The organism is Cyclobacterium xiamenense, assembly GCF_009467825.1.
In the GTDB taxonomy this organism is placed as follows: domain Bacteria; phylum Bacteroidota; class Bacteroidia; order Cytophagales; family Cyclobacteriaceae; genus Cyclobacterium; species Cyclobacterium xiamenense.
This window is the reverse complement of record NZ_WIOK01000008.1, coordinates 82,013-107,410: the sequence shown is the minus strand read 5'-3', so window position 1 is coordinate 107,410 and position 25,398 is coordinate 82,013. Positions and strand designations below refer to the sequence as shown.

The 25,398-nt window shown below is 46.8% G+C and carries 24 protein-coding genes; 8 read left to right on the top strand and 16 right to left on the bottom strand.

What is annotated here, in order from left to right:
• Window position 1 precedes the first annotated feature (1 nt).
• The 3 genes from GCU44_RS08035 to GCU44_RS08025 form a co-directional block, all read right to left on the bottom strand.
• Window positions 2-715, bottom strand: coding sequence for a Crp/Fnr family transcriptional regulator (locus tag GCU44_RS08035; protein WP_092174153.1), 714 nt, complete (start codon window positions 713-715; stop codon window positions 2-4).
• 101 nt (window positions 716-816) lie between these two features.
• Window positions 817-1,293 (bottom strand): type I restriction enzyme HsdR N-terminal domain-containing protein, encoded by a 477-nt coding sequence (locus GCU44_RS08030; protein WP_154855809.1) that lies wholly within the window; start codon window positions 1,291-1,293, stop codon window positions 817-819.
• 55 nt (window positions 1,294-1,348) lie between these two features.
• Window positions 1,349-2,062 carry a ComEA family DNA-binding protein gene (locus GCU44_RS08025; protein WP_154855807.1) on the bottom strand — a complete coding sequence of 238 codons (714 nt, stop codon included), beginning with the start codon at window positions 2,060-2,062 and terminating at the stop codon, window positions 1,349-1,351.
• A gap of 184 nt (window positions 2,063-2,246) precedes the next feature.
• On the opposite strand from GCU44_RS08025, the gene hemA reads away from it, so the two are divergent.
• Complete coding sequence (gene hemA, locus GCU44_RS08020; RefSeq protein ID WP_154855805.1) at window positions 2,247-3,521, top strand: glutamyl-tRNA reductase; 1,275 nt, start codon at window positions 2,247-2,249, stop codon at window positions 3,519-3,521.
• 119 nt (window positions 3,522-3,640) lie between these two features.
• Window positions 3,641-5,224, top strand: a complete 1,584-nt coding sequence (locus tag GCU44_RS08015; protein ID WP_154855803.1) for a WG repeat-containing protein — start codon at window positions 3,641-3,643, stop codon at window positions 5,222-5,224.
• 18 nt (window positions 5,225-5,242) lie between these two features.
• Here GCU44_RS08015 and floA read toward each other — a convergent pair whose 3' ends face one another.
• The 3 genes from floA to proS form a co-directional block, all read right to left on the bottom strand.
• Window positions 5,243-6,250, bottom strand: a complete 1,008-nt coding sequence (gene floA / locus GCU44_RS08010) for a flotillin-like protein FloA (protein WP_092174140.1) — start codon at window positions 6,248-6,250, stop codon at window positions 5,243-5,245.
• 3 nt (window positions 6,251-6,253) lie between these two features.
• Window positions 6,254-6,715, bottom strand: coding sequence for an NfeD family protein (locus GCU44_RS08005; RefSeq protein ID WP_092174138.1), 462 nt, complete (start codon window positions 6,713-6,715; stop codon window positions 6,254-6,256).
• 128 nt (window positions 6,716-6,843) lie between these two features.
• Window positions 6,844-8,322, bottom strand: coding sequence for a proline--tRNA ligase (gene proS, locus GCU44_RS08000; protein WP_154855801.1), 1,479 nt, complete (start codon window positions 8,320-8,322; stop codon window positions 6,844-6,846).
• Window positions 8,323-8,453: 131 nt separating this feature from the next.
• Between proS and GCU44_RS07995 the strand changes: the two genes are divergently transcribed.
• The gene (locus GCU44_RS07995) at window positions 8,454-9,836 is read left to right on the top strand and encodes a hypothetical protein (protein WP_154855799.1); all 1,383 of its coding nucleotides are present in this window, start codon (window positions 8,454-8,456) and stop codon (window positions 9,834-9,836) included.
• A 251-nt stretch (window positions 9,837-10,087) separates the two neighbouring features.
• Window positions 10,088-11,563 carry an OmpP1/FadL family transporter gene (locus GCU44_RS07990; protein WP_154855796.1) on the top strand — a complete coding sequence of 492 codons (1,476 nt, stop codon included), beginning with the start codon at window positions 10,088-10,090 and terminating at the stop codon, window positions 11,561-11,563.
• On the opposite strand, the gene GCU44_RS07985 is transcribed toward GCU44_RS07990, so the two are convergent.
• The 3 genes from GCU44_RS07985 to GCU44_RS07975 are packed head-to-tail and all read right to left on the bottom strand — an operon-like array spanning window position 11,546 to window position 13,723.
• On the bottom strand, window positions 11,546-12,082 hold the full coding sequence (locus GCU44_RS07985; RefSeq protein ID WP_154855794.1) for a shikimate kinase: 537 nt from the start codon (window positions 12,080-12,082) through the stop codon (window positions 11,546-11,548). The two genes, GCU44_RS07990 and GCU44_RS07985, sit on opposite strands and share 18 nt — an antisense overlap.
• Window positions 12,079-13,185 carry a BT_3928 family protein gene (locus GCU44_RS07980; RefSeq protein WP_154855792.1) on the bottom strand — a complete coding sequence of 369 codons (1,107 nt, stop codon included), beginning with the start codon at window positions 13,183-13,185 and terminating at the stop codon, window positions 12,079-12,081. The genes GCU44_RS07985 and GCU44_RS07980 overlap by 4 nt, the downstream gene beginning before the upstream one ends.
• A complete protein-coding gene (locus GCU44_RS07975) occupies window positions 13,175-13,723 on the bottom strand; it encodes a DUF1599 domain-containing protein (RefSeq protein WP_154855790.1) in 549 nt (182 codons plus the stop codon). Before GCU44_RS07975 ends, GCU44_RS07980 begins: the two co-directional genes overlap by 11 nt.
• 15 nt (window positions 13,724-13,738) lie before the next feature.
• Between GCU44_RS07975 and folP the strand changes: the two genes are divergently transcribed.
• From folP to GCU44_RS07960, 3 genes are all read left to right on the top strand, one after another.
• Complete coding sequence (gene folP / locus GCU44_RS07970; RefSeq protein ID WP_154855788.1) at window positions 13,739-14,623, top strand: dihydropteroate synthase; 885 nt, start codon at window positions 13,739-13,741, stop codon at window positions 14,621-14,623.
• On the top strand, window positions 14,620-15,486 hold the full coding sequence (cdaA, locus tag GCU44_RS07965; RefSeq protein WP_092174115.1) for a diadenylate cyclase CdaA: 867 nt from the start codon (window positions 14,620-14,622) through the stop codon (window positions 15,484-15,486). The genes folP and cdaA overlap by 4 nt, the downstream gene beginning before the upstream one ends.
• A gap of 472 nt (window positions 15,487-15,958) precedes the next feature.
• On the top strand, window positions 15,959-16,927 hold the full coding sequence (locus GCU44_RS07960) for a metallophosphoesterase family protein (RefSeq protein WP_154855786.1): 969 nt from the start codon (window positions 15,959-15,961) through the stop codon (window positions 16,925-16,927).
• Window positions 16,928-17,235: 308 nt separating this feature from the next.
• Here GCU44_RS07960 and GCU44_RS07955 read toward each other — a convergent pair whose 3' ends face one another.
• From GCU44_RS07955 to GCU44_RS07935, 5 genes are all read right to left on the bottom strand, one after another.
• A complete protein-coding gene (locus GCU44_RS07955; protein WP_092174106.1) occupies window positions 17,236-17,781 on the bottom strand; it encodes an inorganic diphosphatase in 546 nt (181 codons plus the stop codon).
• A gap of 202 nt (window positions 17,782-17,983) precedes the next feature.
• A complete protein-coding gene (locus tag GCU44_RS07950) occupies window positions 17,984-19,072 on the bottom strand; it encodes a hybrid sensor histidine kinase/response regulator (protein WP_154855784.1) in 1,089 nt (362 codons plus the stop codon).
• Between the two features lie 6 nt (window positions 19,073-19,078).
• Window positions 19,079-21,211 (bottom strand): 7TM diverse intracellular signaling domain-containing protein, encoded by a 2,133-nt coding sequence (locus GCU44_RS07945; protein ID WP_154855782.1) that lies wholly within the window; start codon window positions 21,209-21,211, stop codon window positions 19,079-19,081.
• Window positions 21,208-21,909, bottom strand: coding sequence for a hypothetical protein (locus GCU44_RS07940; protein ID WP_092174098.1), 702 nt, complete (start codon window positions 21,907-21,909; stop codon window positions 21,208-21,210). The genes GCU44_RS07945 and GCU44_RS07940 overlap by 4 nt, the downstream gene beginning before the upstream one ends.
• A complete protein-coding gene (locus GCU44_RS07935) occupies window positions 21,899-23,011 on the bottom strand; it encodes a ThiF family adenylyltransferase (RefSeq protein WP_154855780.1) in 1,113 nt (370 codons plus the stop codon). The genes GCU44_RS07940 and GCU44_RS07935 overlap by 11 nt, the downstream gene beginning before the upstream one ends.
• Window positions 23,012-23,272: 261 nt before the next feature.
• On the opposite strand from GCU44_RS07935, the gene GCU44_RS07930 reads away from it, so the two are divergent.
• Complete coding sequence (locus tag GCU44_RS07930; protein ID WP_092174092.1) at window positions 23,273-23,737, top strand: response regulator; 465 nt, start codon at window positions 23,273-23,275, stop codon at window positions 23,735-23,737.
• A 10-nt stretch (window positions 23,738-23,747) separates the two neighbouring features.
• Here GCU44_RS07930 and GCU44_RS07925 read toward each other — a convergent pair whose 3' ends face one another.
• Both GCU44_RS07925 and tsaE read right to left on the bottom strand, forming a co-directional pair.
• Entirely contained in the window at window positions 23,748-24,968 is a 1,221-nt protein-coding gene (locus GCU44_RS07925) for an alanine dehydrogenase (protein WP_154855778.1), read from the bottom strand.
• Window positions 24,965-25,393 (bottom strand): tRNA (adenosine(37)-N6)-threonylcarbamoyltransferase complex ATPase subunit type 1 TsaE, encoded by a 429-nt coding sequence (tsaE, locus tag GCU44_RS07920; protein ID WP_154855776.1) that lies wholly within the window; start codon window positions 25,391-25,393, stop codon window positions 24,965-24,967. Before tsaE ends, GCU44_RS07925 begins: the two co-directional genes overlap by 4 nt.
• Window positions 25,394-25,398 lie beyond the last annotated feature (5 nt).

Below are 25,398 nucleotides of genomic sequence, written 5' to 3'. Positions count from 1 at the left end.
CTCAGCCGTAGAAGTCCGACAGGCGTGCAAGTCCTTTTCGGTCCAGCAGCAGAATTTTCTTCCCCTGAAGATCGATCAAACCATCTTTTTTAAACTCTGACAGCAGGCGAATCACTGTTTCGGTAGCGGTACCCACAATCCCGGCAATTTCCTCCCGCGTCAGGGTGATATCCAATCGTTGCTTGTTGCCCCCGTCTACGCCGTAACTATCACCCAATTTTAACAGAGCCAGGGCCAGGCGTTCCCGAATGGATTTCTGGGTAGCATCGGTCAACTTGCTTTCCATGACGCCCATGTCGTGGCAGAGGGCTTGGGTTAGGCGGCGGTGGAAGTTGTTATCCTCGCCCAACACCTTCAGAAAAACCTCCTTCGGGACGAAGCAAATCTTGGCGTCCTCCACAATCGTAGCGGTCGTAGAATACGCCTCCTCGCCTATAAGGGAGGTATACCCTACAAAATCACCTTTTTTCGCCAGACGAATGATTTGTTCTTTTCCATTGGAGGCAGTCTTAAAAATCTTTACCACCCCGCTGTTGACACAAAAAACTCCCAACGGTTTGGTATTCTCGTAATACAGTATCTGACCTTTTTTGTGAGAAATGAAGTTCTTGCTATCGGAAACGGTGCATAGGTGGGCTTCTCCCAAATCCGAAAACATGGAAAACTTTCTACTCAAACACAATTCACAGGGGGTGTTTTTTACCGGATTGTTCATGTTGCGTTGTCAAATTCACTGGAAATCTATACCCTAAATTTACTAATTTACATGACTAAAGTCACTGAACTTTCACTATTTCTGTAATTTAGTTTGGAAAGCTAACTTGAAAAATCGGGAAAATGCTGAATCTGCCTGTACTTTCCCGTTCCGGCGTCTCGTTGCATGCAGATGTGTGTGTTTCCATTGCTGATCCCTAAAAAGGCCGCCTGAATTTTTTGATTGTACACACTGACCTGTTCCACCACTTTTTGGGTAAGGGGGATTCCCGGAGCCTTGCATTCAATCAATAAAAAAGCTGCACCGGTCCGGTCCCTGACGAGAATATCAAACCGCTTTTGTAGGACGTGGTATCGAAGCCCTCGTTCCAGAGAAATCAAACTTTTCGGGTAGTCCAAATACGCCGTCAAGTAGTGGACCAGATGAACCCGAACCCATTCTTCCGGGGTAAGCACCAGGTACTTCCTTCTCAGGGGATCAAAAATCGACACATTCCCATTTTCTTCCTCCCGGAACCGAACATCAAAAGCAGGTAGGTTTAACTTTTGTTCACGCCAATGCTGCAGCTTGTCGACCATGATGCAAAGTTGCGGGAAAAAAACCATCCGGCCAATACCTTTTTAAAAATGTGTCCTAAAAACTCAGGTAAGGCGCAATGCGATCCACCCATTCTTCAGTGAATATCTTGATTTGAAGTAGGTCTGCAGCACGCGTATAGGGCCCGTGTTGCTTCCGGTACGCGACAATTACCTTGGCCTCTCCAAAACCGATATAGGGATGGTTTGCCAGCTCCCCGACCTCCAGTTCATTGATCGCAATGGTTCGGACTATTCTGGCCTGAAAAGGGAATACTGCATAAATTTTGTCCGCCAGCTCCCCGTCTATACCGTACACTTCCAGCAATTGTGCCGGAGAATGAAATCCTCCAAGTTTTTCACGAAAGGCCTCAATACGTGCCGAAAGGACCGGCCCCACGCCCGATACCATCTGCAGTTCTACCGAACCAGCCTCCGGAAACAGCACCGTGTTTAAACCTGGCGCTTGGGGTCGACTGAGTCCGCCCGCCTTTCTTTCGGTACCCCGCTTGCCCTTTTCCTCCTGAAACGAGGCGGTGCGGAGTGTGGTATCAGAATTGACCGGTGACTGCAAGGATATCTCGGGGAGTGCATCTGCCGCCTCAAGGTACCTCCGGTATTTCTTTTGTTCTACGGATCGCAAATAACCCGAAATCAGGCTGGGAACCGCGTGCAGAACCAACAGCAGGGGAATAACGAAGACGAATCCCCTGGACTCTTTTCGGGTAAAACCCAGGTAACCCTTTAGAAAATAAAACAACTTATCCGCCATCGGTTTTATCTATTGCCTTCATAAATTAATAATATTGGAATTATATTCCAAAAATTCGCATTATTGCATGTTGAGAAGTGGATGGGAAAATTATTTAGAAGGATTATAAATTAATTTCCAGTGACTGAATTAATTCCTTTCGTCCGTTTTCTGTAATAAATTTGTAGCCGAAAGTATCGTGTCCATGCAATCAAAGTTTAAAGCTTTAAGTCTCTCATACAAAAACGCCCCTGTAGAAATCAGGGAACTGGTTTCGTTGGATGAGGGTGCTGTGCGTTCGCTGCTTGGAAAATTAAAGGAATTTTTTAGCCTTACGGATACCTTGATTCTTTCGACCTGTAACCGCACGGAAATCTATTACAGCCATGAATTGGATCTTTCAACCGAGATCATCAAGCTGGTAGGTTTGGAAAAAGGGCTGGTTGATACGATTTCCTATCTGGAATACTTTGATTTGTTTCCTAACGATAAAGATGCCATAGAGCATCTATTTCGGGTGGCCATGGGCCTGGAAGCACAGGTAATCGGGGACATGCAAATAGCCAATCAGGTGAAAAGAGCCTATCAGGCAGCCGCAGATATGGAGATGGCTGGTCCGTTTCTTCACCGGTTGATGCACACCATCTTTTTCACCAATAAGAAGGTGGTACAAGAAACGGCGTTCCGGGATGGAGCCGCATCGGTCTCCTACGCCGCCGTAGAACTGATAGAAGAATTGACTTCCAATACCCACCAACCCCGGGTATTGTTGATCGGATTGGGTGAAATCGGAGAGGACGTCGCTAAAAATTTGGCCTATCTGAAAGATGCCCGCATCGTGATTTCGAACCGGACGTATACCAAAGCAGAGGTCCTCGCTGCTGAATACGGCTTTGAAGCCATCCCATTTGAAGATTGCTTCGAGGCCATGAAAGATTCGGACGTGATCATTTCCTCTGTCATGAAATCTCAACCTTTTATCACAAAGGGTTTGGTAAGCAATTTTGAAATAAAGAGCTACAAACTATTTGTGGACCTGTCTGTACCCAGGAGCATTGATACTGCTCTGGAAGACATTCCGGGTGTGTTGTTGTACAATGTGGATAACATTCGAAGCAAAGCCAGTGAGACGCTAAGCAAACGCACCGCGGCCATTCCATTGGTAGAGGCAATTATTGAAGAGAGTATCCGTGAATTTTACGATTGGAAAAAAGAAATGATGGTATCCCCTACCATCAACAAACTGAAAAACAGTTTGGAACAAATACGCAAGGAAGAATTGGAACGGTATCTGAAAAACACCTCCGACAACCAGTTCGAAATCATCGATAAAATCACCAAGAGCATGATGCAGAAAATCCTAAAGGTACCGGTGGTACAATTGCGGGCTGCCTGCAAGCGGGATCAGGCAGAGGAAATGATTGATATCATCAACGACCTTTTCGACCTGGAAAAGCAAGAGGAGAAAAAGCAGGAATAACTACTTGCTTCCATTATGGGGACTAGTGCGCGTTTCTTTTTGTCTTCGTTTGTTGCGACCGTTTTTTTTAATTGAAATTACGCCGGTTTATTTTTACTTTCACGTCAAACGAAGTCCGTATGCAAAAAAACTACCCAATTGGTATTCTATTTTTCGCTCTACTGTGGTCGGTAGTACTTCCCAAAACTCAGGCGCAAACCTGGGAAGTCTTTGATAGCAATTTTAACCTGGAAAAAAAGATTGCTTCCGGCAATATTTTCCTCCTTGGAAACTCCTTACGGATTAACGTTTGGGAGGATGATTTGTCTTTTCTGGACCCCGAATACAATTCCTTTGCCCGGATCGACAGCGCACGCCTGTACCAGTACATGGAGCCCTGGATTGTGATCAAAAACGGAAAAAATTACGGGGCCTTCCATGAATATGGAGAACAGGTGCTGGAAAGCACATACGACGAAATCACCACCTTTTACACCCATCTTCTGGCAAGAAAGGGGACGGACTATTTCGTGTATGACCGGGGTCAGCGAACTACTCGGGCGATTGGTTCTTTCGCCGAAGCGCGAATTGCGAGAAACGGGCAGGTAATTGCCCGGCATGCGGACGGATCCTTTGCACTGCCCTTGTCACCAGAGCCCGATCGGCGGTTTGTTTCCCTTACGGACCCAGCACCGGATGTGATCCTGGCCCAGGAAGCATCGGGTTACGGTTTAATCAACCGAGAAGGTACATACATACTGGAACCCATTATTGACGAAATCAGCCACCTGGAAGAAAACCATTTCTTTGCCAAAAATGACCGGGAGTACTTGTTGATCAATGCCCTTTCCACAGACGCCGATATCCGGTACAACAGTTTTCACCAAATAAGTATAGAAAAGGGGGTACTGGTGGAATACATCCATGGAAAACTCCGGCGAATCATGAAAAAGGACGGAATCCTGCTAGACATTGTGGGCATGGATTCGGTGCGAAAAATTGATGACTATTACAACGTTCATTTCCGGGACGCTTCCACCGGTCTGCTTAATCCGGAGGGCAAATGGGAAGTGCGGCCCACGGCCGCAGCCAGCCAGCTGCTACCTGGAAATGAAGGCTTGTATGGTGCCAGGATGGGCGGAAGCTATGGGTACGTAGACGCTACGGGAAACACCGCAATCAAGGCCCAATACGACCGGGTTCTTCCTTTTTCGGAAGGCCTGGCCGCCGTGCAGGTGGGCAGTAAATGGGGCTATATCAATGCTGCAAACGAGCTGTCCGTTCCCTATGATTTCGATGCTGCCGGTCCCTTTTCGCAGGGAGTTGCAGTCGTACGGGAAGGGGAGCAACGGCAGCTCATTGGCCGAAATGGGGAAAAACTAGGAGAGGCCTGTGACCGCATCAGTCGGACGCAAGACGGGTATTACCTGCTGGAAAAAAACGGGCTTTTCGGCCTGGCCAAACCCAATGGCCATCTGATCTGCAGCCCGCAATTTGACGAAATCCGCAGGGAAGGTCCAAACCAAATTCTGGTTCGCAAGGAAGGCAGCTACGGCATCATGCAGGAAAATGGGGATTTTGTGCTACCGCTGTATTACAGCCGGATACTATTTGACGAGGAAAATCAGAAAATCCTGGCGAAAAGTGAGGCAAACGAGACGGCTCTCGAAAAGGAGACTGCTGGAAAAAAGGCAAAGAAAAAGAGGAAAACAACGGGAGCCTAAGGCCCCCGTTTGGTTACATTATTTTTTGTCGCTCCCTTTCGATCCTCCAGATTTGCTTTCATCCGAATTGGCGATGGAGTCCCGCATGCTGGTGTCGGATTTTACGTTCTCCATTTTGTAATAATCCATGATTCCCAAATTTCCGGAACGGAAAGCTTCTGAAATCGCCTTTGGGATTTCTGCTTCCGCTTCGGTGACCTTGGCTTTCATTTCTACATTCTTGGCTTTCATCTCCTGCTCCAAGGCTACAGCCATGGCTCGTCTTTCTTCGGCCCGCGCCTCGGCTACTTTCAAATCCGCAGTGGCCTGATCTATCTGCAATTTGGCACCGATATTGGATCCAACGTCGATATCTGCAATATCTATCGAAAGAATCTCAAAGGCCGTTCCCGCATCCAAACCCCGCTCCAAAACCAGTTTGGAGATTTTATCCGGATTTTCAAGCACGCTTTTGTGATTTTTGGCAGAACCAATGGAGGTAACGATCCCCTCTCCTACCCGGGCAAGGATGGTTTCTTCCCCGGCCCCACCCACGAGTTGGGCGATATTGGCACGAACGGTCACCCTGGCTTTGGCAATAAGTTGAATGCCATCCGCAGCCACTGCGGCCACGCTGGGGGTATTGATCACCTTGGGATTGACCGAAATCTGCACGGCTTCGAATACATCCCTTCCGGCCAGATCAATTGCCGTAGCTTGCTTGAAGGAAAGGGTGATGTTTGCCTTATCGGCGGAAATCAGTGCCCGAATCACATTGGGCACGTTTCCTCCCGCCAGGTAGTGGGTTTCCAGGTCGTTGGTGGTCAGGTTTAGCCCGGCCTTGGTGGCCGTGATAAGGGAATTAACGATCACTCCGGGAGGCACCTTCCGGATCCGCATCCCCACCAACTCCAATAAGCCAACTTTTACATTGGAAAAGATGGCGGTAATCCAAAGATTGACCGGTACAAAATACAAGAAGACAAAGAGGAGGATCAGGCCGGCAAACGCCGCGATCAAAATAAAGGCCGAATTAGAAATGTCCATGATTTACGGTTTTATGATAAGTGTATTGTTAGCAATTTTCAGTACGGTCACCTTGGTTCCGGCGGCAATAAATCCGCCCTCGGATTTGGCTTCGTACATTTTTTCTCCAATTTCTACTTTTCCATAGGGTTTGCAATCCGAAATGGTGCGGCCGATCTGACCGATTTCCAGTCCGGCAAGCCGATCGTCGTAGGTGCGGTTTTGCAGCGTATCTTTCAAGGCAAACTGCTTCCATACCCCGGACTTAAACCCGTAGACGAGAAATCCCAGATTTACCAGAAGGCTTAATGCAAGAACCGTGTACCCAACCCCGGTGGAAAAACTGAGAAACGCATAATAGACCCCGGCTCCGGTGAATAAGAGTCCCAGCCCTCCTACCAGGGTGGTTCCGGGGACAAACACCACTTCCAGCAGTACCAGAAGTGCCCCAAACAGAATAAGGCTTCCTACGATTAACCAGGCCATGTATTGGAATTATTAGTATCAAGCCCCGACAACGCCGGACTTTTGTAAATTTACAAGAAATCGGAACAATAGAAAGCCCAAAGCCGAATTCATCTGTAGTAGCAGCGATACTATTTTCTACCACCTCCTCAATAAGCCCGGGCAAAGAGCACCCGCCCTACGGAAGGTTTACCGGTCAGGATGCAGCTGCCTTCCTCGGCTTGCTGATCCAACGGAATGCAGCGGATGGTGGCTTTTGTTTGCTCCTTGATGCGTTCTTCGGTTTCCGCGGTGCCATCCCAGTGGGCAGCAATAAATCCTCCTTTTTGTTCCAGCACCTCCACAAAATCCTCCCAGGTGTCTACTGTGGTGGTTTTCTCCTGCGTAAAGGCCGATGCCTTGCGGTAGATGGATTCCTGTATATCCGCCAATGTTTCCTGTATTGTTGCCGCAAGGTGTTCGTCCAGGTCCACCACGGACTTGCTAAGCGTATCGCGGCGGGCCATTTCGACGGTGTTGTTGGCCAAATCCCGGGGACCGATACCCAAGCGCAAGGGCACGCCTTTGAGTTCGTACTCCGCAAATTTCCAGCCCGGCTTGTGGGTATCCCGATCGTCAAATTTTACCGAAATCCCGAGGTCTTCCAGGGATTCCATGATTTCGTTGGCTTTGGCACGAATGGCCTCCAACTCGTCTTCCCGCTTGAATATGGGAATAATTACCACCTGAATCGGCGCCAATTTTGGTGGGAGTACCAATCCCTGATCGTCGGAATGGGCCATGATCAACGCACCCATTAGCCGGGTACTTACGCCCCAGGATGTTCCCCAGACGTATTCCAGCCCTCCTTCCCGGGTGGCAAACTTCACGTCGAAGGCCTTGGCGAAATTTTGCCCCAGGAAATGAGAGGTACCGGCCTGCAAGGCCTTCCCGTCCTGCATCATCGCCTCAATACAATAGGTGGATTCTGCACCGGCAAATTTTTCGCTTTCGGACTTTTTACCTTTAATTACCGGCAAGGCCATGAAATTTTCCGCAAAGGTAGCGTAGACATTCATCATGCGGATGGTCTCCTCTTCGGCTTCTTTTTTGGTTTCGTGCGCCGTATGCCCCTCCTGCCAGAGAAATTCCGAAGTCCGCAAAAAAAGGCGGGTCCGCATCTCCCAGCGCACCACATTTGCCCATTGGTTGATTAGCAGCGGAAGGTCCCGGTAGGACTGTATCCAGTTTTTATAGGTGCTCCAAATCACGGTTTCCGAAGTGGGCCGGACGATCAACTCCTCTTCCAGCGCTGCCTCGGGGTCTACGATGACTCCCTTTCCCGAGGGATCCGCCTTTAGGCGGTAATGCGTAACCACCGCGCACTCTTTGGCAAAGCCTTCCACGTGACTGGCTTCCCGGGATAAATAAGACTTGGGGATGAACAATGGAAAGTAGGCATTGGAGTGCCCCGTCTTTTTAAACATCCGGTCCAATTCGGCCTGCATTTTTTCCCATATGCTGAATCCATAGGGTTTGATCACCATACAGCCCCTCACCGCACTATTTTCCGCGAGATCCGCCCTTTTCACCAATTCATTGTACCAGAGGGAATAATCCTCGCTTCGTTTCGGTAATCCTTTGCTCATTAGTATTTCTTTGTTGTAATAAAAAAACTCGCTATATTTCGATTCTTGATTTCAGGCAAATATAATTTAAAAAATGATAACCCTCCTGCTATGTTCCCGTATATAGTAGGGAGTAATAAACTGAAAACCCCATGATTCATTTCAATCCAATTCGGACCGTAGGTGCATTGGCGATTTTGGGCCTCGCTTCTTGTAGCACGAGCTACACGGCAAGCAGAGGTGGCGAAGAAATCGACAACTTGTATTTTATGGCTTCAGATGCGCGCATCGCCACTGAATTCGCCGTGAAAAACAACAACCCTGATAATTTCAAGGAAATAGAAGACATTCGTTCGTTTGACCGGGAAGCAGATAATTTCTCTGCCAAAAACGTCAATCCCGAATACATTGCCAAATACCAACGCTCAACCGCCCCGGCGGAAGAGGAAGGAACCGTCTATTTTGACGACTCTCAAGCCAACGGAGACCTTCCGCAGGGCCAACCGAATATTAACGCATACGATAATTATCGGGGAACGAACGGAAACAACGCCGGCGTCACCAATAATTTCTTCATGAGTCCCATGATGGGAATGGGAATGTTCCCGATGATGGGAATGGGCGGTTTTTACGATCCCTTCTGGGGACCAGGCTTTGGAGGAATGGGCTTCTACGATCCCTTCTGGGGACCAGGGTTTGGTTTCCGACCCGGATTTAATCTCAGCATCGGTATGGGATTTGGTATGGGTGGCTTCGGTTGGGGAAGTCCCTTCATGAGGCCAGGATTTGGGTTCTATGATCCCTTCTGGGGACCTGGTTTTGGATTCAGACCCGGTTTTGGTGGATTGTACGGCGGAGGAATGTGGGGCAACAATTTCTGGGGCAATAACATCATTGTACTTCCCGGAGGTAACGAAGGGAACCGACGACCAGTGGTGCAGGGTGCACGACCAGGTAGGTCTTCTTCTCTGGCAAATTCTGCAAACAGATCTTCCCGAAATATTGCGCAGCCGAGTTCATCCAGAGCATCTGCACGTAGGGAAGCGATGAATAGCAGTGCGCTAAATAGAAACCGTACCGCGGCGACCAACAATTCGTTCTCTCGGTCGCAAAATGATTACTACAATGCGGCTTCAGCAGCCCCGGCTCGACGAACCATCAATTCTCCAGCCATGAATCGCGCTGGTAGCACGTCGACTCGAAGCAGTTACAATGCACCAAGGAGTAGTAATTCATACAATCGTTCCGTATCGCCTTCAAATAGCAATTCGCGAACTTACAATTCTAGAAGTAGTAATCGATCTACCTATTCGACTCCAAGGAGCAATAGCCGTAGTGCTTCACCTTCGTACAATCGAAGTGGGTCCACTCGGACAACCACACCAAGTTATCAACAACGATCTACCTCTCCAAGCAGAAGCACCTATTCTGCTCCATCCAGATCGTCGTCGTCCTACAGCGCTCCTAGCAGGAGCAGCTACGGAGGAGGCGCATCCAGAGGAGGTAGTGTCGGAGGCAGTAGAAGAGGGAATTAATTCCCTCTTTTTTTTCTCCGTTTCCAACAACTCCTTTTTTTATTCTTTCTCAGGGACGCACAGCCTTTCCTGGACTCACCGATACCCTCATAAAATAAGTTAAACTTCTACTCCGACGGTACGTATATTTCAACTTAATTTCACGATTTCCGTTTCGGATAGTAAGTCTTTCTTATTTCGAAAACCCCTGAAGCGTACGGAAACATCCGTTGTAGCACGTAGAACGCTTCATCAAAACTAGTTTAGTTGACATGAAAGGATTAAAATTAATCGTTACCACGGCTGTCCTGCTGATCTTTCATTTTCAGCAGCTGAAGGCACAGAGCGGCTATGTGGAAGACGCGCTGAGGTTTAGCCAGTTTGGACAGACGGGTTCCGCCCGCATTACTGCTTTGGGAGGAACGCAAACGTCACTTGGAGGAGATATCAGCAATGTACACGGAAATCCTGCGGGACTGGGTTTTTTCCAAAACTCGGAATTCAGTGTTTCTGCTGCCTATGGAGACTGGACCTCGGATACCTTTTTGAGAAATCAATTGCGAGGCTACAATACGACCAACTTCTCCCTGCCCAATATAGGTGCAGTGATCAGCCGGGCAAAGGGACCGTTGGAAATTGGTGACTGGCGGGGAGGTTCGTTTGGCATCAGCCTTAACCGGCAATCAACGTACAACCAGGATTTCGGATACTTTTCAAACCAGCGGGAGCAAGGTTCCATCCTCGACTACTACGTGGACTTGTACAACGAGCAGGGCGTACCTACAGGTACGGATGCCTTGTTTTTTGATGCCTTTCTGATCAACCCAGTAGATGGTGGTGGTTATGGCTTTGTACCCAATGCCAGCAACGCCCTCGAAAAATCCGAACTGATCGAAAACGCGGGGAACCTGACGCAAATCAGTTTTTCATACGGAGGGAATTACAAAAATAAACTCTTCCTGGGCGCCTCTCTGGGAATCAATAGCATTCTCTACCGCTCCACCAAAACCTACAACGAAGAGTTTTTTGACGACGGTGGGCAACAAACCACCCTCTTCAGCTCCCTGCAAGAAAATCTTTTCCTGGAAGGATCCGGAATCAATCTGGGCGTAGGGGTTATTTACAAGCCAGTAGATCAGCTGAATTTGGGACTAAATTTCAAGTCGCCGACCTGGAACCGGATAAACGAGGAATACGACGCCGACCTGTTTGCCGACTTCTCCCCCCCTTACGAGGATCCCGAATTTGGAACCATTGCCGAATCGGATGCGGAAACGGATATTTTTATTAGCAGTTACAACTTGCGCACGCCGATGCAACTGGGGGCAGGCCTGACCTACTTCTTTGGAAAAAATGGGTTCATCTCCGGAGATATCAATTACCTGGACTACAGTACCGCGAATTTACGTTCAAACGTATTTAATACGGGACAAGACAACAGCGAAATTCGTCGCATCTATTCCCAAGCCATAAACTACAGCGTTGGAGGCGAATACCGCCTGCAAAAATTTCGCCTCCGGGCAGGCTATGCCTTCTTTGGCGACCCCTTTGGAGAAACCGGGGGACTTGACCGGAGCACCACGCAGATTTCGGGAGGTGTCGGACTGAAACTCCCCTCCTTCAGCGTGGATTTCAGCCTGGTCAATAGTCAATTTAACAGCTTTTACACCTCCTATCCCGGTGCTGATTTGGCCACTACCGAAAACAACCGGATCACCGGCATGCTGACTCTAGGATTTCGCTTTTAATAAGGGCATCCAGGAAGCAATCACAAGCTCAGGGGAGATATCTTCTCCCCTGAGCTTTATTTTTGCCTGTTCGTAAAACGGGCTACGCTCTACGTACATGTTTTTCAGCTTAAGGATGATTTCAGAGGTGTCCATACCAGAAAAAAGGGGCCGGATGTCCAGCGCTGTTTGCGTCAGCCGTTGCAAAATGTGATTCAAGGGCACATCCAAAAATACCGACACACCCTTGCTGTTGATCCGCTGCATGTTTTCGTTGTAACAAGGAGCCCCACCGCCGGTAGCCAAAACAAAGGCTTCCCCACCAGCGAGCCGCTCGCTGAGCACGGACGATTCTAGCTTTCGGAAATACCCCTCCCCTTTTTCCGCAAAGATGCGGGCTATCTTCTTTCCTTCTTTCTCCTCAATCAAGTCATCCAGGTCGTAAAAGGGGAAATTGATCTTTCCCGCCAACACACGGCCCAGCGTAGATTTACCGCTTCCCGGCATGCCCACCAAAACGATCTTTTTTGGATCTATCATGGCGCAAAGTAGGCTTTGGCCGTTTCCGGGTCCGGCGTATTCCGGAAATGGAACTTGCCTAGCACCCTTCCCTCTTCCAGGAATACGATTCCTGGATTGGATCGGATAATGGTCTTTACGACGGTAGCGTCGGCCATGTAATAGCCCAATTTCAGCCCGTGGTCGCTCAGGAACGTTTCCATCTCATCCTCCGAGGAGGCCGCTACCAATACCACCTGCACATCTGTCCCTTGAAAAGTATTGATCAGTGCACTGATCTGTTCCATCTGCCCAATAGAAAGGTCTATTTTAGAAATCTGGTGGGAAAGCAGCAGCACTTTCTTGCCAGTAAGCATTTCTTCCGTATGGTCTCCGGCATCGTTCCAAATGGCGAAGTCCGAGATTTTCGGTAAGGCTTCCGGGTTTTTCAACTGCATTTCCACAAATTCGTAGCGCTCGTCGTCGGGGTATTGGTCAAAGATCACCGTTTCTCCATCCTTACGCATCAGGTACCGGTACTCCAGATTCGCGGAAGGTTGCATGGCTTCGGGGATCGACACTCCTTCTTTAAAGGCTCGGAAATCAATAAAAGGCAGGTTTCGGATGGCCAGAACAGCAAGCAGCAGGGATACCAGCAAGGATCCGATCGTCATCCACTTGCCCAGCAAAAAACGTCCCTCCGGAAGTCGCTTTCTGAACGCAAGCAACAACAAAATAAGGGCGAGCAGGACCAGATCTTTGTAAAAAGACTCCCAAGGCGTCAACTTGATGGCATCGCCAAAACAGCCACAATCCGTCACTTTATTAAAATAGGCCGAATAGAACGTCAAAAAAGTAAAAAAGAGGATCATCCCCAGCAGCAGGTAGATGCCGGTCTTAATTTTCCAGCCGGTGAGCACCATCACTCCCAAGGCTACTTCCAGCACCACCAGTAAAACGGCAATCGGCAGAGAAAGTGCTTTTAGATGCGCAAATAGGGGAGAAATATCGGTGGCAAACACATCGAAATATTCTTGCATCTTAATGGAGGTACCAACGGGGTCATTTACCTTGATGAGTCCCGAAAATACAAAGAGGCCGCCCACCAGAAAACGGGCGGAAGCGAGGAGCAGTTTAACGATCATTCTGATTCAGTTTTATCATACAAAATACCGCATAGTTAAGCATGTCCTGATAATTGGCCGCTACACCTTCGGATACCAGGGTCTTTCCCTGGTGGTCTTCGATTTGCTTGACGCGCAGCAGTTTCATTAGGATGATATCCGTCATGGAAGCTACCCGCATGTTTCGCCAGGCTTCGTCATAATCGTGGTTTTTATTGGCAAGCAATTCCTGTGTAGCACGCACCCATTTGTCGTACAGGGGCTCCAACTCCTTGAAATCGATCTCCATGCGTTTGTCCTCCCTCAATTCCAGCTGAATCAAGGCAATCAGGCAGTAATTGATGATGCCCACAAACTCGTCTTTAATGGAATCGGTGACTTTTTGGGTGCCTTTTTCCTGAATGGAACGAATGCGTTGCGCTTTGATAAAAAGCTGGTCAGTCAGCGAGGGAAGCCGCAAAATCCTCCACGCGGTTCCGTAATCCTGTGTTTTCTTCTTAAAAAGTTCTTTACAAAGGCCAATAACTTCATTATATTCGCTTGCAGTTTGCATTTCCAAAGCAACGGTGTTTTTATGTTAGAAAATCTACATTCGGGTAGTAAGCCCGAAGATACTTTATTTCCCCCAAAAATAACACTTCGGATAAAAGGAAAGCTCCTTGCCCTGAACAGCCCCTGGATCATGGGAATCATCAACAGCACCCCGGATTCGTTTTTTAAAGGGAGTCGAACCAGCTCCAGAAAAAAGGAAGTACTGGACAAAGCCGAGACTATGGTGATACAGGGTGCCCAAATTTTGGATATCGGCGGCTACAGTTCCCGGCCGGGAGCTGATTTTGTAGCCGAAGAAACCGAACTAAAAAGGGTCATTTCCGTTATCACTGATATAAAGGAACGGTTTCCGGAGACGCTGGTTTCCATCGATACGTTTCGGCACCGGGTAGCCAAAGAAGCTGTTGCGGCCGGGGCGGATATGGTAAATGACATCTCAGGAGGAGCTATGGACGCCTGCATGCACGATACGGTTGGAAAATTGGGAACCCCGTATATCTGCATGCACATGAAAGGAACGCCTCAAACCATGCAGCGACAAACGCAGTACGAGCACCTGGAAAAAGAATTGCTGGATTATTTTTCCCGAAAAATACGGGCCTGTTACGAAGCTGGCATAAAAGATGTTATTGTAGATATAGGATTGGGTTTTTCGAAAAATCTGGAGCAGAATTACCAGTTACTCCGCAATATATCCCTTTTTAAAACCTTACAATTGCCACTTTTGGTAGGCTTGTCACGTAAGTCCATGATTTACAAGGTGCTAAAATGCAGTCCCGAGGAGGCGCTAAACGGAAGCACAGCGCTACACATGGCGGCACTGATGCAGGGTGCAAGCATCCTGCGGGTACACGATGTAAAAGAAGCAAATGAAACACTATTACTCTATAAACAACTGATCGCTTGAACTTACTCTTTAAAATAGGCTTTTTGGACGTTTCCCTGGTCAATCTTATTGACATTACCCTGGTAAGTATACTTATCTACCAAGTGTACAAGTTGATGCGGGGAAGTGTGGCCATAAAGATATTTTTGGGGTTTTTGTCGATCTACCTGATTTACCTGGTCGTCAGCGCGGCGCAAATGGAACTGCTAACCATTATTTTGGGACAGTTTATGGGTGTGGGTGTGCTTGCTGCCATTATCTTGTTTCAACAGGAAATCCGAAAATTTTTGTTAATCGTCGGCAAGTCCTCCATTTTTTCTAACGAAAACCTCTGGCAGGAGATTCTTTTCTGGCGAAAAAAGGAAAGCCAGGCGTTTAACGTGACGCCTATCATCGAGGCCTCCAAAACCCTATCCGGAAGCAGTACCGGGGCCCTGATCGTGCTTTCCAGAAATTCAGAGCTAAAATTCTACGCTGAAAGTGGAGACCTTATCGATGCACTGGTATCCAAGCGCCTACTGGTATCGATTTTCAACAAATACTCTCCCCTGCACGACGGTGGGGTGATCATTTTCAATGGCCGGGTAAAGGCCGCCCGCTGCATACTGCCTGTAACCGAACGGGAAGTACCTGCCCAGTTTGGTCTTCGCCACCGGGCCGCCATCGGCATGTCGGAAGCAACCGACGCACTGATCTTGATTGTTTCGGAAGAAACCGGCCAGGTTTCTCTGGCCAAAAATGGGAAAATCTTACACAACCTGTCCTTTCAGGAAGTACGTGAATTGATCAATCGCTACCTGACCGGCGAAGAAATAGAAGAGAAGTTCGAGCCCATCAGCCAAACGGATAAGCCCAGGGATTTTAAAAAACCTACAGAAGTATAGCCGGGTGTCCAAAGGAAAAAACAAATTTCATTCGTTTGCTTAAAACCGTCCATCGGGCGAATTTTGTACCTACGACTTCCTTTTTTCGCTGCTTTCGGTAGTTAATTCGCGTCCCAAGCCCATTTGTAATCGCTTAAACCGGCCAGAAATTAAAGACATAGCCTTCTTTCGTGCTTTCTGTCAGAACAGGCATGGCAAATGCCTGGGTTGTTGTACCCACCTGACTATTTTGCGAACTACAGCGAATGTATTCCCAAGAAAAATAGGTGCAAATAGGTGTCTATCGGCGGTAAACCGCGCATCAATTCATTGCAAACGCACAGGAAACCTGTGCCTAAAAAAGGCGTAGCACCTACGTCCGTACACTATCAAAAAAAGAATGCTAGTGGGGAGGAGGACTTCTTTGTTCATTTTTATATTAGTCCTTTCTGCCGCCTACCCGGTATTCATGTAGAAATGATTCTAACGATCTATGCGACTGTTTTTTGCTAGCATTCTTTTGATTTGCTTATTCGCTCACTGCCAACCAGCACCCCACTACCAGTCAGTGCGTATAGGCATGTGCAGCGACGTGCACCTGCCCACCATGCACGACTCCGAAAAACGAATCACAAGTTTTGTTGACAGCATGGAAATCGCCCAGCCGGATTTCATCATCGAACTGGGTGATTTTCTGATACCTGACGAAAAGTATGCCCCCTTTTACGAGCTGTGGAAACGTTTTCCGGGTCCCAAATACCACGTGATCGGCAATCATGAAATGGACGGAGGAACCTCGCTTGAAGAGGCCCTCGCCTACCGAGGCATGGAGAATTCGTATTATACCTTTAAGCAAAAGGGATTCCTTTTCATTGTACTCGACGGTAACGACAAAAAGTTTCCGGACCAAAAGGGATACCGCTCTTACATGGGACCCGCCCAGATCCAATGGCTACAGAAACAACTGGCCACCTCCACCATGCCGATCGTCGTCTTTTCGCATCAGGGAATCGGATCGGACCCCGGCAACCCCGGTGAGCGGTACTCCATTGAAAACGATGCCGAAGTACGGGCGCTGTTCGACGCACACAACCAAGCGAATCCCAAATCGAAGATCATTGCCTGCTTTAACGGGCACACCCACCACGACCATGTGGAAAACAGGAAAGGTATCTGGTACATTACCATCAATTCCATGTCCTACAAATGGCTGGGTGAGGAATACGCCCACATTCGGTACAGCGAAGCGGTGGACAAAGACTTCCGCTGGATCAAGTATACCGCTCCGTACAAAGACCCGCTTTTTACGGTAGTGGAAATTTCTACCGAGGGGTTCATCAAAATTGCAGGCAGCTATTCCGAATACGTTGGCCCCTCCCCCTGGGAATTGGGCTATCCGGAGCATCTAAAGGAGGTAGTCAAGCCCCAAATCACCGAACGGTACCTGGAATTCGATTTCTAGCAATGGAGGTGCATGGTGGGCCAGGAGCCGGGAAGCGGCACCCAGGGATGGTGTTATTCAGGCAGGTCAGGCCTGCGCTTAATGGCATTGGTAAATCAATAAAAGCAAACTTGGTTGTTTTCCTTAACAACAGCGCTCGGGTTACCAGGAAAAAAAGTGATGCCTCCCGTTTTTTCCCGACATACCTCTATATCAAAGGCATCCGAAGTCTCCAGGTAACCAAACGGCAACTGTTGTTTTCTCCGTTTTCAGATGCGCCTGCTTTTTCTCCCCGAGGGTGAAAACAGAAAAAAGAGCGCTATACCCACTCATTTTTGCCGAAGTGTTCGAAAGGTCTTGTCGTATAGAGCGATGGCCTCGTTGATGATGCGGGTTGCATCCGCTTTGCCCAAAAAGTCTTCAACCTTCACCTCTTTGTTTTCCAATTTTTTGTAATCTTCAAAGAATCGATGGGTTTCCTTCATCAAATGTGGCGGGAGCTCGGAAATATCGTCAATGTAGTTGACCGATTGATCATCAGCAGCGACCGCTATGATCTTGTCATCCGCTTCCCCGCCATCCACCATGCGCATGACACCGATGACCTTCGCCTTGACCAGGGTCATAGACGGAATATCTATTTGAGAAATGATTAAAATATCCAGCGGGTCATGGTCCTCACAAAATGTTTGGGGAATAAAGCCATAGTTGGCAGGATAATGGACCGCCGAAAAAAGAACCCGGTCCAACAACAACATGCCGGACTCTTTGTCTAGCTCGTATTTGCCTTTGCTTCCTTTGGGAATCTCAATTACGCCCATTACGAATTCCGGAGAATCTGCGCCAATACTTACGTCATGCCAAGGATTAATCATAAAAAAAACATTTTAATTACCATTATTTGCGGTGCAAATTACTCCCAATTTACCTCTCAACAAAGCAATTAGGGAAAATTTTATTTGGCGATCCCGAAAGCTCCTGGGAAAGATCCCATTAAAAATAACAGCCTTTTCCCTTCCGGCCTGGCAGTGCGATCGGTCAAGGGATGTCACCGAACCAAATTGGGGAAGCTACTCCTCAAGAGGTTTCAAGGCTGGGCAAATCTACCCGAATCACGGTGCCTTTGCCTACTTCCGAAGAAAGCTGCACGGTACCCTTTAATTGCTCCACGGATTCTTTCACCATGTACAAACCCAATCCTGACCCAACGTTTCGTTGGGTGGCACGATGAAAAAGATTAAATACATCCGTTTGGTGCTTTTCTTCTATGCCTATGCCATTGTCCGAGACCTCTAGAAAAGCGTTACCTACCCTTACCTTTATCCGGATACAGATCCAGCCGGATCCGCTTTCTTTTTGAAACTTGTAGGCATTACTAAATAGATTGTTGATAATCACGCGAATTTTGGATTCGTCCGAGTAAAACACACCCTCCTGTTCGATTTCAAGTTTTGTATCAAGGCGACTCAAATCCCATTTCAGGTTGTATTCGTCCACCAATTGGCCCATGATGTCTTCAAAATTAATGGGGACGACTTTGTTCTCAATTTTGGTAGACCGGTAAAAGTCCAGCATTTTGTAAATAAAATCGTCCAATTTCAACGTAGCGGAGTCGATCATTTCAAAATATTCAATGATCCCCGGTTCGAGAACTTCGGTTTTCGCCAGCTTTGAGATTCCGGAGATACTCATGAGTGGCCCTCTCAATTCGTGGGAGAGGCTGTACACAAACTGATTCATTTCCGTGTGCAGTTTCTCCAATCGTTCGTTTTTCTCCTTTAGCTCCTTTCGTGCATAGTAGATTTCAGAGGCATTGATAATGGCATTTTTTATCTGCTCCAGGTTCCAGGGTTTGTCTATAAACCGGTACACCTCACCACGGTTGATGGCATCAATCACGCTGGCAATGTCGGAATACCCGGTAAGTAATATGCGAATGGGGTTGGGATTGACCTCCACAAGTTTTTCAAAAAATTCCACGCCGGTCAGGCCTGGCATCCGCTGATCGGCAATCACCACCTCAAATTCCTTGGTCCTGGCTAGTTCCAGTCCTTCTTCGGCATCCAATGCCGTATAGACTTTAAACTCCCTCCTCAATGCTGCCTTGAATGAACTCAGATTATTATCTTCGTCATCAATGTACAGCACATTGATTTTTTTTGCCATTAGCTGTTAATTTTGATTGATCGGCAGATCAATAATAAAAATAGTTCCTACTTGTTCTTCTGACTCAACTTTAATAGTACCCTTATGGTTTTCAATAATTGTGTATACGATGGAAAGTCCCAATCCGGTACCTTTTCCAACTGCTTTGGTAGTAAAGAAAGGTTCGAAAATCTTATCCCGTACATGGGGGGGCATTCCCGGACCGTTATCTTGAATTTTGATGATTACCCGGCCATTTTCCAAAGCAGTACCGATGGTAAGCTCGGGTTCCCTCCCCTCCACGGGATGATCCAACAGCGCATGAATTGCGTTGCTGATAATATTCATAAATACCTGATTGATTTTGCCTGCCAGACACTCTACCTGAGGTATGGATCCATAGTTCTTTGTCAGCTTTATTTTCCCTGACATGTTGCTGTTCAATAGGATCAACGTACTATCCAATCCGTCGTGTAAGTCAACCTGTTTAACATCCTGCTCGTCCACCCTGGAAAACAATTTTAGCCCACGGACTATTTCAACGGTCCGTTTGGCGCCGTCTTCCATTCCGTTGAGTAATTGCTCTACTTCTTCGATCAAGTAATCGAGTTCGATGTCCTCTTCCATCTCTTCGATTTCCGACTTACTTTCCTCGTTAAACTCTTCCTTTCCTTTCTCCCGGTAAATCTCCATCAACTCCAAAATATCCTTCAAATCTCGTTTTAGCGGAGAAATGTTCGAACTCACAAAATTGATTGGATTATTGATTTCATGTGCAATCCCCGCAGTTAGCTGACCGAGAGAAGCCATTTTTTCCTGGTTTACCAACTGAGTTTGTGTGTTTTGGAGGTTTTTTAATGTCATTTCCAACTCCTCTGTTCTGGACTTGACCATTTCCTCCAAGTAAAGGTTTTGCTCTTTTATCAGGCGTTCATTTTCCTTGAGTGCCTCCAATTTATCCAATTGCTCGTGTTCCTTTTCCTTTTTTAAGATGTTGATCTTATCTGCCAGGGCAAAGGAAAGCAGCAACGCCTCGATGGCCGTTCCGGCCAAAAGCGGGAAATTGGCATAAGAACCCAGGTCGATGATGCGGAGGTTATGCATAATAAATACTACCAGGCCAAAAAGCAGAAAACTCCAGGCCAGCAAAAAGAAATAGGCGGATCGGTATCCCTTCCTTGCTGCCACTATACCGATGCTAAAAAAACATACGGCTAAAATCAGTCCATTTAAATTTGTCAGGGAATAGCTCAACGCCACGTAACCCAGCATTCTGAAAACCAACGTGATAATATATGCCGCGGGGATTAAATACAGCAGCTTATCGTATTTGGGTACATAGACGTCTGTTTTTAGGAACAGCTGAATAAATGGAATCACAAAAATACTGGATACGGTAGTAAAACCGATGATACTGATTTCGTAAAGAAATGCGTCCTCGAATAGAAAAAAATACGAGTACCCCGAAAGGGATAGTTGTGCCATGGCAATAAACAGGATATAGAAACAATAGTAGAGATAGACCTTGTCTTTGACCGAAAAATAAAGAATAAGATTGTACAGAAACAAGGCAATCATTATTCCAAAATAGGTACTGATGATGATTAACCGCAGACTGTAATTTTGAAAAAACGAGCTCTCCGGTGAAATTGCTACATCAAATTCTACCGGAACATTGGCTCGAATTCGAAAGACAAACTGGGGACTGAGTGCTTCGGTATGCTTGATTTCAAAAAATGGGTTGGGGTTCTTAAGGGGGTTGGAGCCTGAAAATAACGTTCCGGCGCTTTCCGTAAACGCGAGGTTTCCATTGCTATCTAGCCGCACCAACTCTACCTCTCGAAACGAGGGGTTGCTCAGTTCAATAATGTAGAGGCTATCGCGCAAGATACCATCCACATCATTTAAATCCAGCTTTAGATATACGTTTTCAGTCACCACGCCGAGATCAAGTTTTTGGGTTGCATTCTGGGTGAACAACTCCATATCGAGCGGATCGTAGGGAATAGCCTCCTCCGAAGTAAAATAGGAGAAGCTTTCAAAACGCATGCCCTCATCCTGACTAAAGACCCCCAGGTAATAAATGATCGGAACAGTGACAAAAAGAATCAAAAACAAGGAGAGTCCAATGCTCCTCAGGTAATTGTACAGGTTTTTCATTTATCAGGCTTAGGTATTTGAAGTTCAAACTGCAGTTCCATTTCCCCTTTTGGTCCGCTTTCAATCGTATTGAAGTTTATTTTCTTTCTCAAATCAAAAATATACGATCGCTCGGTATCTTGTGCATGAGAAAGCTCATTGATATCGTTGATTTCCAGTGCAGTGGCAATCAAGCCCTCTTTGGGGTAATAAAAAGAGCCGTTGTCCCCCAGCATGGAAATGACCTCGTAACCAACGCTTTTGGAAATACTCAAGGTAACCGGTGAACTCAAACCAAATAATTTTTTGAGATTTAACTGGGGCAAGATGGCTATACCCACCCGTACCAGGTAAATGCTACCGATACCATAACCCGCTACTTCTCGGCTATTCCACAGGCCGCAATATTCTGCCACCTCCAGATCCTTAAAGACCGACAGGTAATCCATGATTTTGGGATCAATTTCTTTGATCGCTAACTCAAATGGCAACGGGAAATTTTCCGTTCGCAACTGGATTCTTCCTCCACCCAAAATCCGTAAATCCTCCATGGACTCAAACAAGATCAAATAGACATGCGGATTCAACGCCCAGGAGCGGTCTGCAGATGTTACCTTGGTAATGCCATAAGATTCTAACACCTTATGGTGACCAAAAATGTATTTCTCGGTGGCTTCAATGTCATCTATAGCCCTGACGATCCTAACTCTAACCTTCATTCAGATTGATTATATGGTCCAAATCAACATAAAACCTTCCCGAGGCCAGCTCTCGCCCAAGAAGCAACATCCTGGCATAATGGCAACAGGCAGCGCCTCCCAAAATAACAGATGAGGCCAGTTGAGGCCAGGAAGTAATGGATTTTCCAAGCTCAGAAAAACTGTACTTTACGCGATCAGATAGGTTTTCAAACTGCAAAAGCGCCATCATTACCTCCTTCCCATTTTCAGGCAATTTTGCCAATAGGCTCTTTTCCTCGCCGAACGCTTCTAACAGCCCGTGAAAAATAGGCCTTTCCGGCTCCCTGTCAAATCGCTCTATGTCCATCATGCCTCGATCGCTGGTATCCATCATCACGGGAATCCGCATGGCCTTGGCTTGAATTCTACTAAGTAATTTAATTGGCAAACTATCACATTCCTCGATTAAAACGTCCAGTTTTTTTCCCTCCCAGGTAAAAAACGTCTCCAGGTTGCTTTCGGTCACTCCCTCATTAAACAAGGTTACCTTCAGGTAGGGATCGATTTCTGCTATTTCACGCGCCACGATCCAGGATTTTTTAATCCCAAGATTAAACAAACCCGTCCGAATGCGGTTCATGTTGCTCAAATCCAGGGTGTCAAAGTCGGCAATCCGAAGTTCGCCAAAACAGCGTTCCATCGCCAGACAAAGTGCAACGCTCTGCCCTACAGAAAGTCCAATCACCCCAATTACTTGATTTTGAAGCTTTTCCTGCTCTTCCTGGGTGATTTTATACCGGTTTCTGACCGTTCGTAACTGCACAAATTCGTTTTCTTCCAGAATCCGAACCAGTGTGTTCCTCCATGGATAATATACCCAGTTACCAGATTCCATCGAACTCTTCCCGGAGGCTGAAAAAAAATCTGCCTTTTTTTCCGACAACTCCTCCAGACTTAAATTTCTTTTCGGATTGCGCGCCTTGATCAACTCTGTCAACTGTAGTTCAAATGTATCAAAAAACATTACTTTACCTGTATCCTTCAATTTTTTTACTACATCTGTATCCTCCTGGTTTCTAGGAGAAAGGATGACAGGTTTCCATGCATGATCTAACTCATTTTTTTTGGCTGAGTTGTCCATAATTTTTATGACTAAAACAGGTGATAATATTGGTAAAGTTATATTTTTGTAATCATAAACAATCAAAAATACAGAATTAATTTATTATATTTTTTTTTGTATTTTTGGTTTAATTCCTTAATTTATAAAATAAACTTTTGAATATAAATAAATTACGATTAAACTAATGAATAATAATTGAAAATAACGGTTATTTTATTAAAATTAAAAATTCAATTTTTTATTCTTTACAAATTAATGGGCAATTACGATATTTAAGGCATGGAAAAAGAAAAGATCAGGATATTGTATGTGGATGATGAGGTGAATAATCTCAAGGCGTTTAAGGCTACCTTTAGAAGGGACTATAAGATCTTTCTGGCAGAATCCGCAGACGAGGGCAGAGATATATTACTACAGCAGGATATTGACATCATCATTACTGACCAACGGATGCCCAAGGAAAACGGGGTAGACTTTTTGGAATCAATCATCCCCATGCATCCCGATCCTATGCGGATTTTGTTGACGGGGTACACCGATATACAAGCCGTGATCGATGCCATTAATAAAGGTAAAGTGTACCATTACCTGACCAAACCCTGGGAGGAAGATTACCTGCGAACCGTGGTGAAAAATGCATTCGAAGTATTCTCGCTGAGGAAAGAAAACAAGCAACTCACGGATAGCCTGCTAAAGGCCAATGACCAGTTGGAATTTCTCCTTCGACAAAATCTGCTTTCCTAAAGGCTGCGATTCAATACCTTGCAGCCAGCAAAAGTTGAAGCTCTTTGTGTGCCATCTGGAATTTCCTCCCCAGGTGGGCGTTTGTCAGGCTACCCCTATAGGTATAGACCCCCTTCATAAACCATTTATAGTTGAAGATCATCTCCTCTGCGCCACCAAGGTCCGCCATTTGTAACAAGATGGGTGTAAAAATATTACTCAACGAATAGGAAGCTGTCCGGGATACCCTCGCTGCAATATTTGGTACGCAGTAATGAATCACCCCGTGCTTTCTGTATACGGGATCGTTGTGACTGGTCATTTCTGACGTAGCAATGCAGCCCCCCTGATCGATACTCACGTCTATCAGGATGCTTCCTTCCATCATCTGCGCCACCATTTCCTCGGAAACCACCACTTTTGGTCTGCCCTTTTCAGCCCGTAGTGCACCGATGACTACATCTGACTCCTTGAGCGCCTGTCCCAATACGTAGTTATCTATCGTAGAGGTAAACACCTGCTGCCCGAGCACCTGCTTGATCCTCCGAAGTTTGTAGATGTGATTGTCGAAAATCTTGATGGTAGCCCCCAGTCCCAGCGCTGCCCGCGCAGCATACTCCGCCACCGTGCCCGCACCGATGATTACTACCTGGGTCGGCGGCACTCCCGTGATTCCCCCCAACACCAGTCCTTTTCCTTCGTTCGCACTGCTTAAGTATTCGGCAGCTATTAACATCACGGTGCTACCCGCAATCTCACTCATGGCCCTGACTACCGGCATGCCCCCCACCTTGTCTTCCAAATGCTCAAACGCGACAGCCGTGATCTTCTTTTGATTCAAACCCTGAATGAAGGCAGCATTTTGCTTGCCTAGTTGAAGGGCAGATATTAAACAGGATCCTTGCCGTAAAAAATCAATCTCTTCCAGGGTTGGAGGCTCTACTTTCAACACCACATCCGCGTCCAGTGCCTCTCGATTGCTAAAGACCACGGAAGCTCCTGCTTCCGAATAATCCGTATCGGAAAACTTCGCCAATTTCCCGGCATTCGTCTCTACCTTTACCCGCTGCCCATTCTGTACCAAAAGAGAAACCGCTTCGGGCGTAAGCACCACCCGCTTTTCCTGATCTGCGGTTTCACGAGGGATTCCGATGACGACCTGGGCGCCCCTTTTTTTAACCCGCGCCATGGATTCTTGGGTGTATACGCGTGTTTCTGTCGCTATTTCAGAAAATCCTGATCCCGTTATCATTGATGGATAAATTTTACCGCTAGATGCCTTGTTTCTCCTTTTCCCTTCTGTATTTCGATTACTGCAAACGAATCCGGCAAAAAAGAAGGAATTTTTTCTGCCCACTCTACAAAACAGTAATTCCCGCTATAGAAATACTCCTCAACGCCTATGTCCAACGCCTCCACAGGATCTTCGATCCTGTAAAAGTCAAAGTGATAGATGATTTTAGCATTTTTTGTTTGGTATTCATTAACCAGGGCAAAGGTGGGACTGCTTACCGGATCTTCCACTTCCAGAAGACTGCAAATGGCCTTGATCAGGGTCGTTTTGCCTGCTCCCATTTCTCCCCTGAACACCCAAACGTCAAAATCTCTGCATAAATCTAGGATTAATTCGGCGGATTTTGAAATTTCATCCAATTGTTTGCACTCCCAGGTTTCCAAACGAT

Bases quoted from the DNA above. Each gene is read 5' to 3' on its own strand.
- GCU44_RS08035 (WP_092174153.1), bottom strand. From the start codon at position 715: ATGAACAATCCGGTAAAAAACACCCCCTGTGAATTGTGTTTGAGTAGA.
- GCU44_RS08030 (WP_154855809.1), bottom strand. From the start codon at position 1,293: ATGGTCGACAAGCTGCAGCATTGGCGTGAACAAAAGTTAAACCTACCT.
- GCU44_RS08025 (WP_154855807.1), bottom strand. From the start codon at position 2,062: ATGGCGGATAAGTTGTTTTATTTTCTAAAGGGTTACCTGGGTTTTACC.
- hemA (WP_154855805.1), top strand. From the start codon at position 2,247: ATGCAATCAAAGTTTAAAGCTTTAAGTCTCTCATACAAAAACGCCCCT.
- GCU44_RS08015 (WP_154855803.1), top strand. From the start codon at position 3,641: ATGCAAAAAAACTACCCAATTGGTATTCTATTTTTCGCTCTACTGTGG.
- floA (WP_092174140.1), bottom strand. From the start codon at position 6,250: ATGGACATTTCTAATTCGGCCTTTATTTTGATCGCGGCGTTTGCCGGC.
- GCU44_RS08005 (WP_092174138.1), bottom strand. From the start codon at position 6,715: ATGGCCTGGTTAATCGTAGGAAGCCTTATTCTGTTTGGGGCACTTCTG.
- proS (WP_154855801.1), bottom strand. From the start codon at position 8,322: ATGAGCAAAGGATTACCGAAACGAAGCGAGGATTATTCCCTCTGGTAC.
- GCU44_RS07995 (WP_154855799.1), top strand. From the start codon at position 8,454: ATGATTCATTTCAATCCAATTCGGACCGTAGGTGCATTGGCGATTTTG.
- GCU44_RS07990 (WP_154855796.1), top strand. From the start codon at position 10,088: ATGAAAGGATTAAAATTAATCGTTACCACGGCTGTCCTGCTGATCTTT.
- GCU44_RS07985 (WP_154855794.1), bottom strand. From the start codon at position 12,082: ATGATAGATCCAAAAAAGATCGTTTTGGTGGGCATGCCGGGAAGCGGT.
- GCU44_RS07980 (WP_154855792.1), bottom strand. From the start codon at position 13,185: ATGATCGTTAAACTGCTCCTCGCTTCCGCCCGTTTTCTGGTGGGCGGC.
- folP (WP_154855788.1), top strand. From the start codon at position 13,739: ATGTTAGAAAATCTACATTCGGGTAGTAAGCCCGAAGATACTTTATTT.
- GCU44_RS07960 (WP_154855786.1), top strand. From the start codon at position 15,959: ATGCGACTGTTTTTTGCTAGCATTCTTTTGATTTGCTTATTCGCTCAC.
- GCU44_RS07955 (WP_092174106.1), bottom strand. From the start codon at position 17,781: ATGATTAATCCTTGGCATGACGTAAGTATTGGCGCAGATTCTCCGGAA.
- GCU44_RS07950 (WP_154855784.1), bottom strand. From the start codon at position 19,072: ATGGCAAAAAAAATCAATGTGCTGTACATTGATGACGAAGATAATAAT.
- GCU44_RS07945 (WP_154855782.1), bottom strand. From the start codon at position 21,211: ATGAAAAACCTGTACAATTACCTGAGGAGCATTGGACTCTCCTTGTTT.
- GCU44_RS07940 (WP_092174098.1), bottom strand. From the start codon at position 21,909: ATGAAGGTTAGAGTTAGGATCGTCAGGGCTATAGATGACATTGAAGCC.
- GCU44_RS07935 (WP_154855780.1), bottom strand. From the start codon at position 23,011: ATGGACAACTCAGCCAAAAAAAATGAGTTAGATCATGCATGGAAACCT.
- GCU44_RS07930 (WP_092174092.1), top strand. From the start codon at position 23,273: ATGGAAAAAGAAAAGATCAGGATATTGTATGTGGATGATGAGGTGAAT.
- GCU44_RS07925 (WP_154855778.1), bottom strand. From the start codon at position 24,968: ATGATAACGGGATCAGGATTTTCTGAAATAGCGACAGAAACACGCGTA.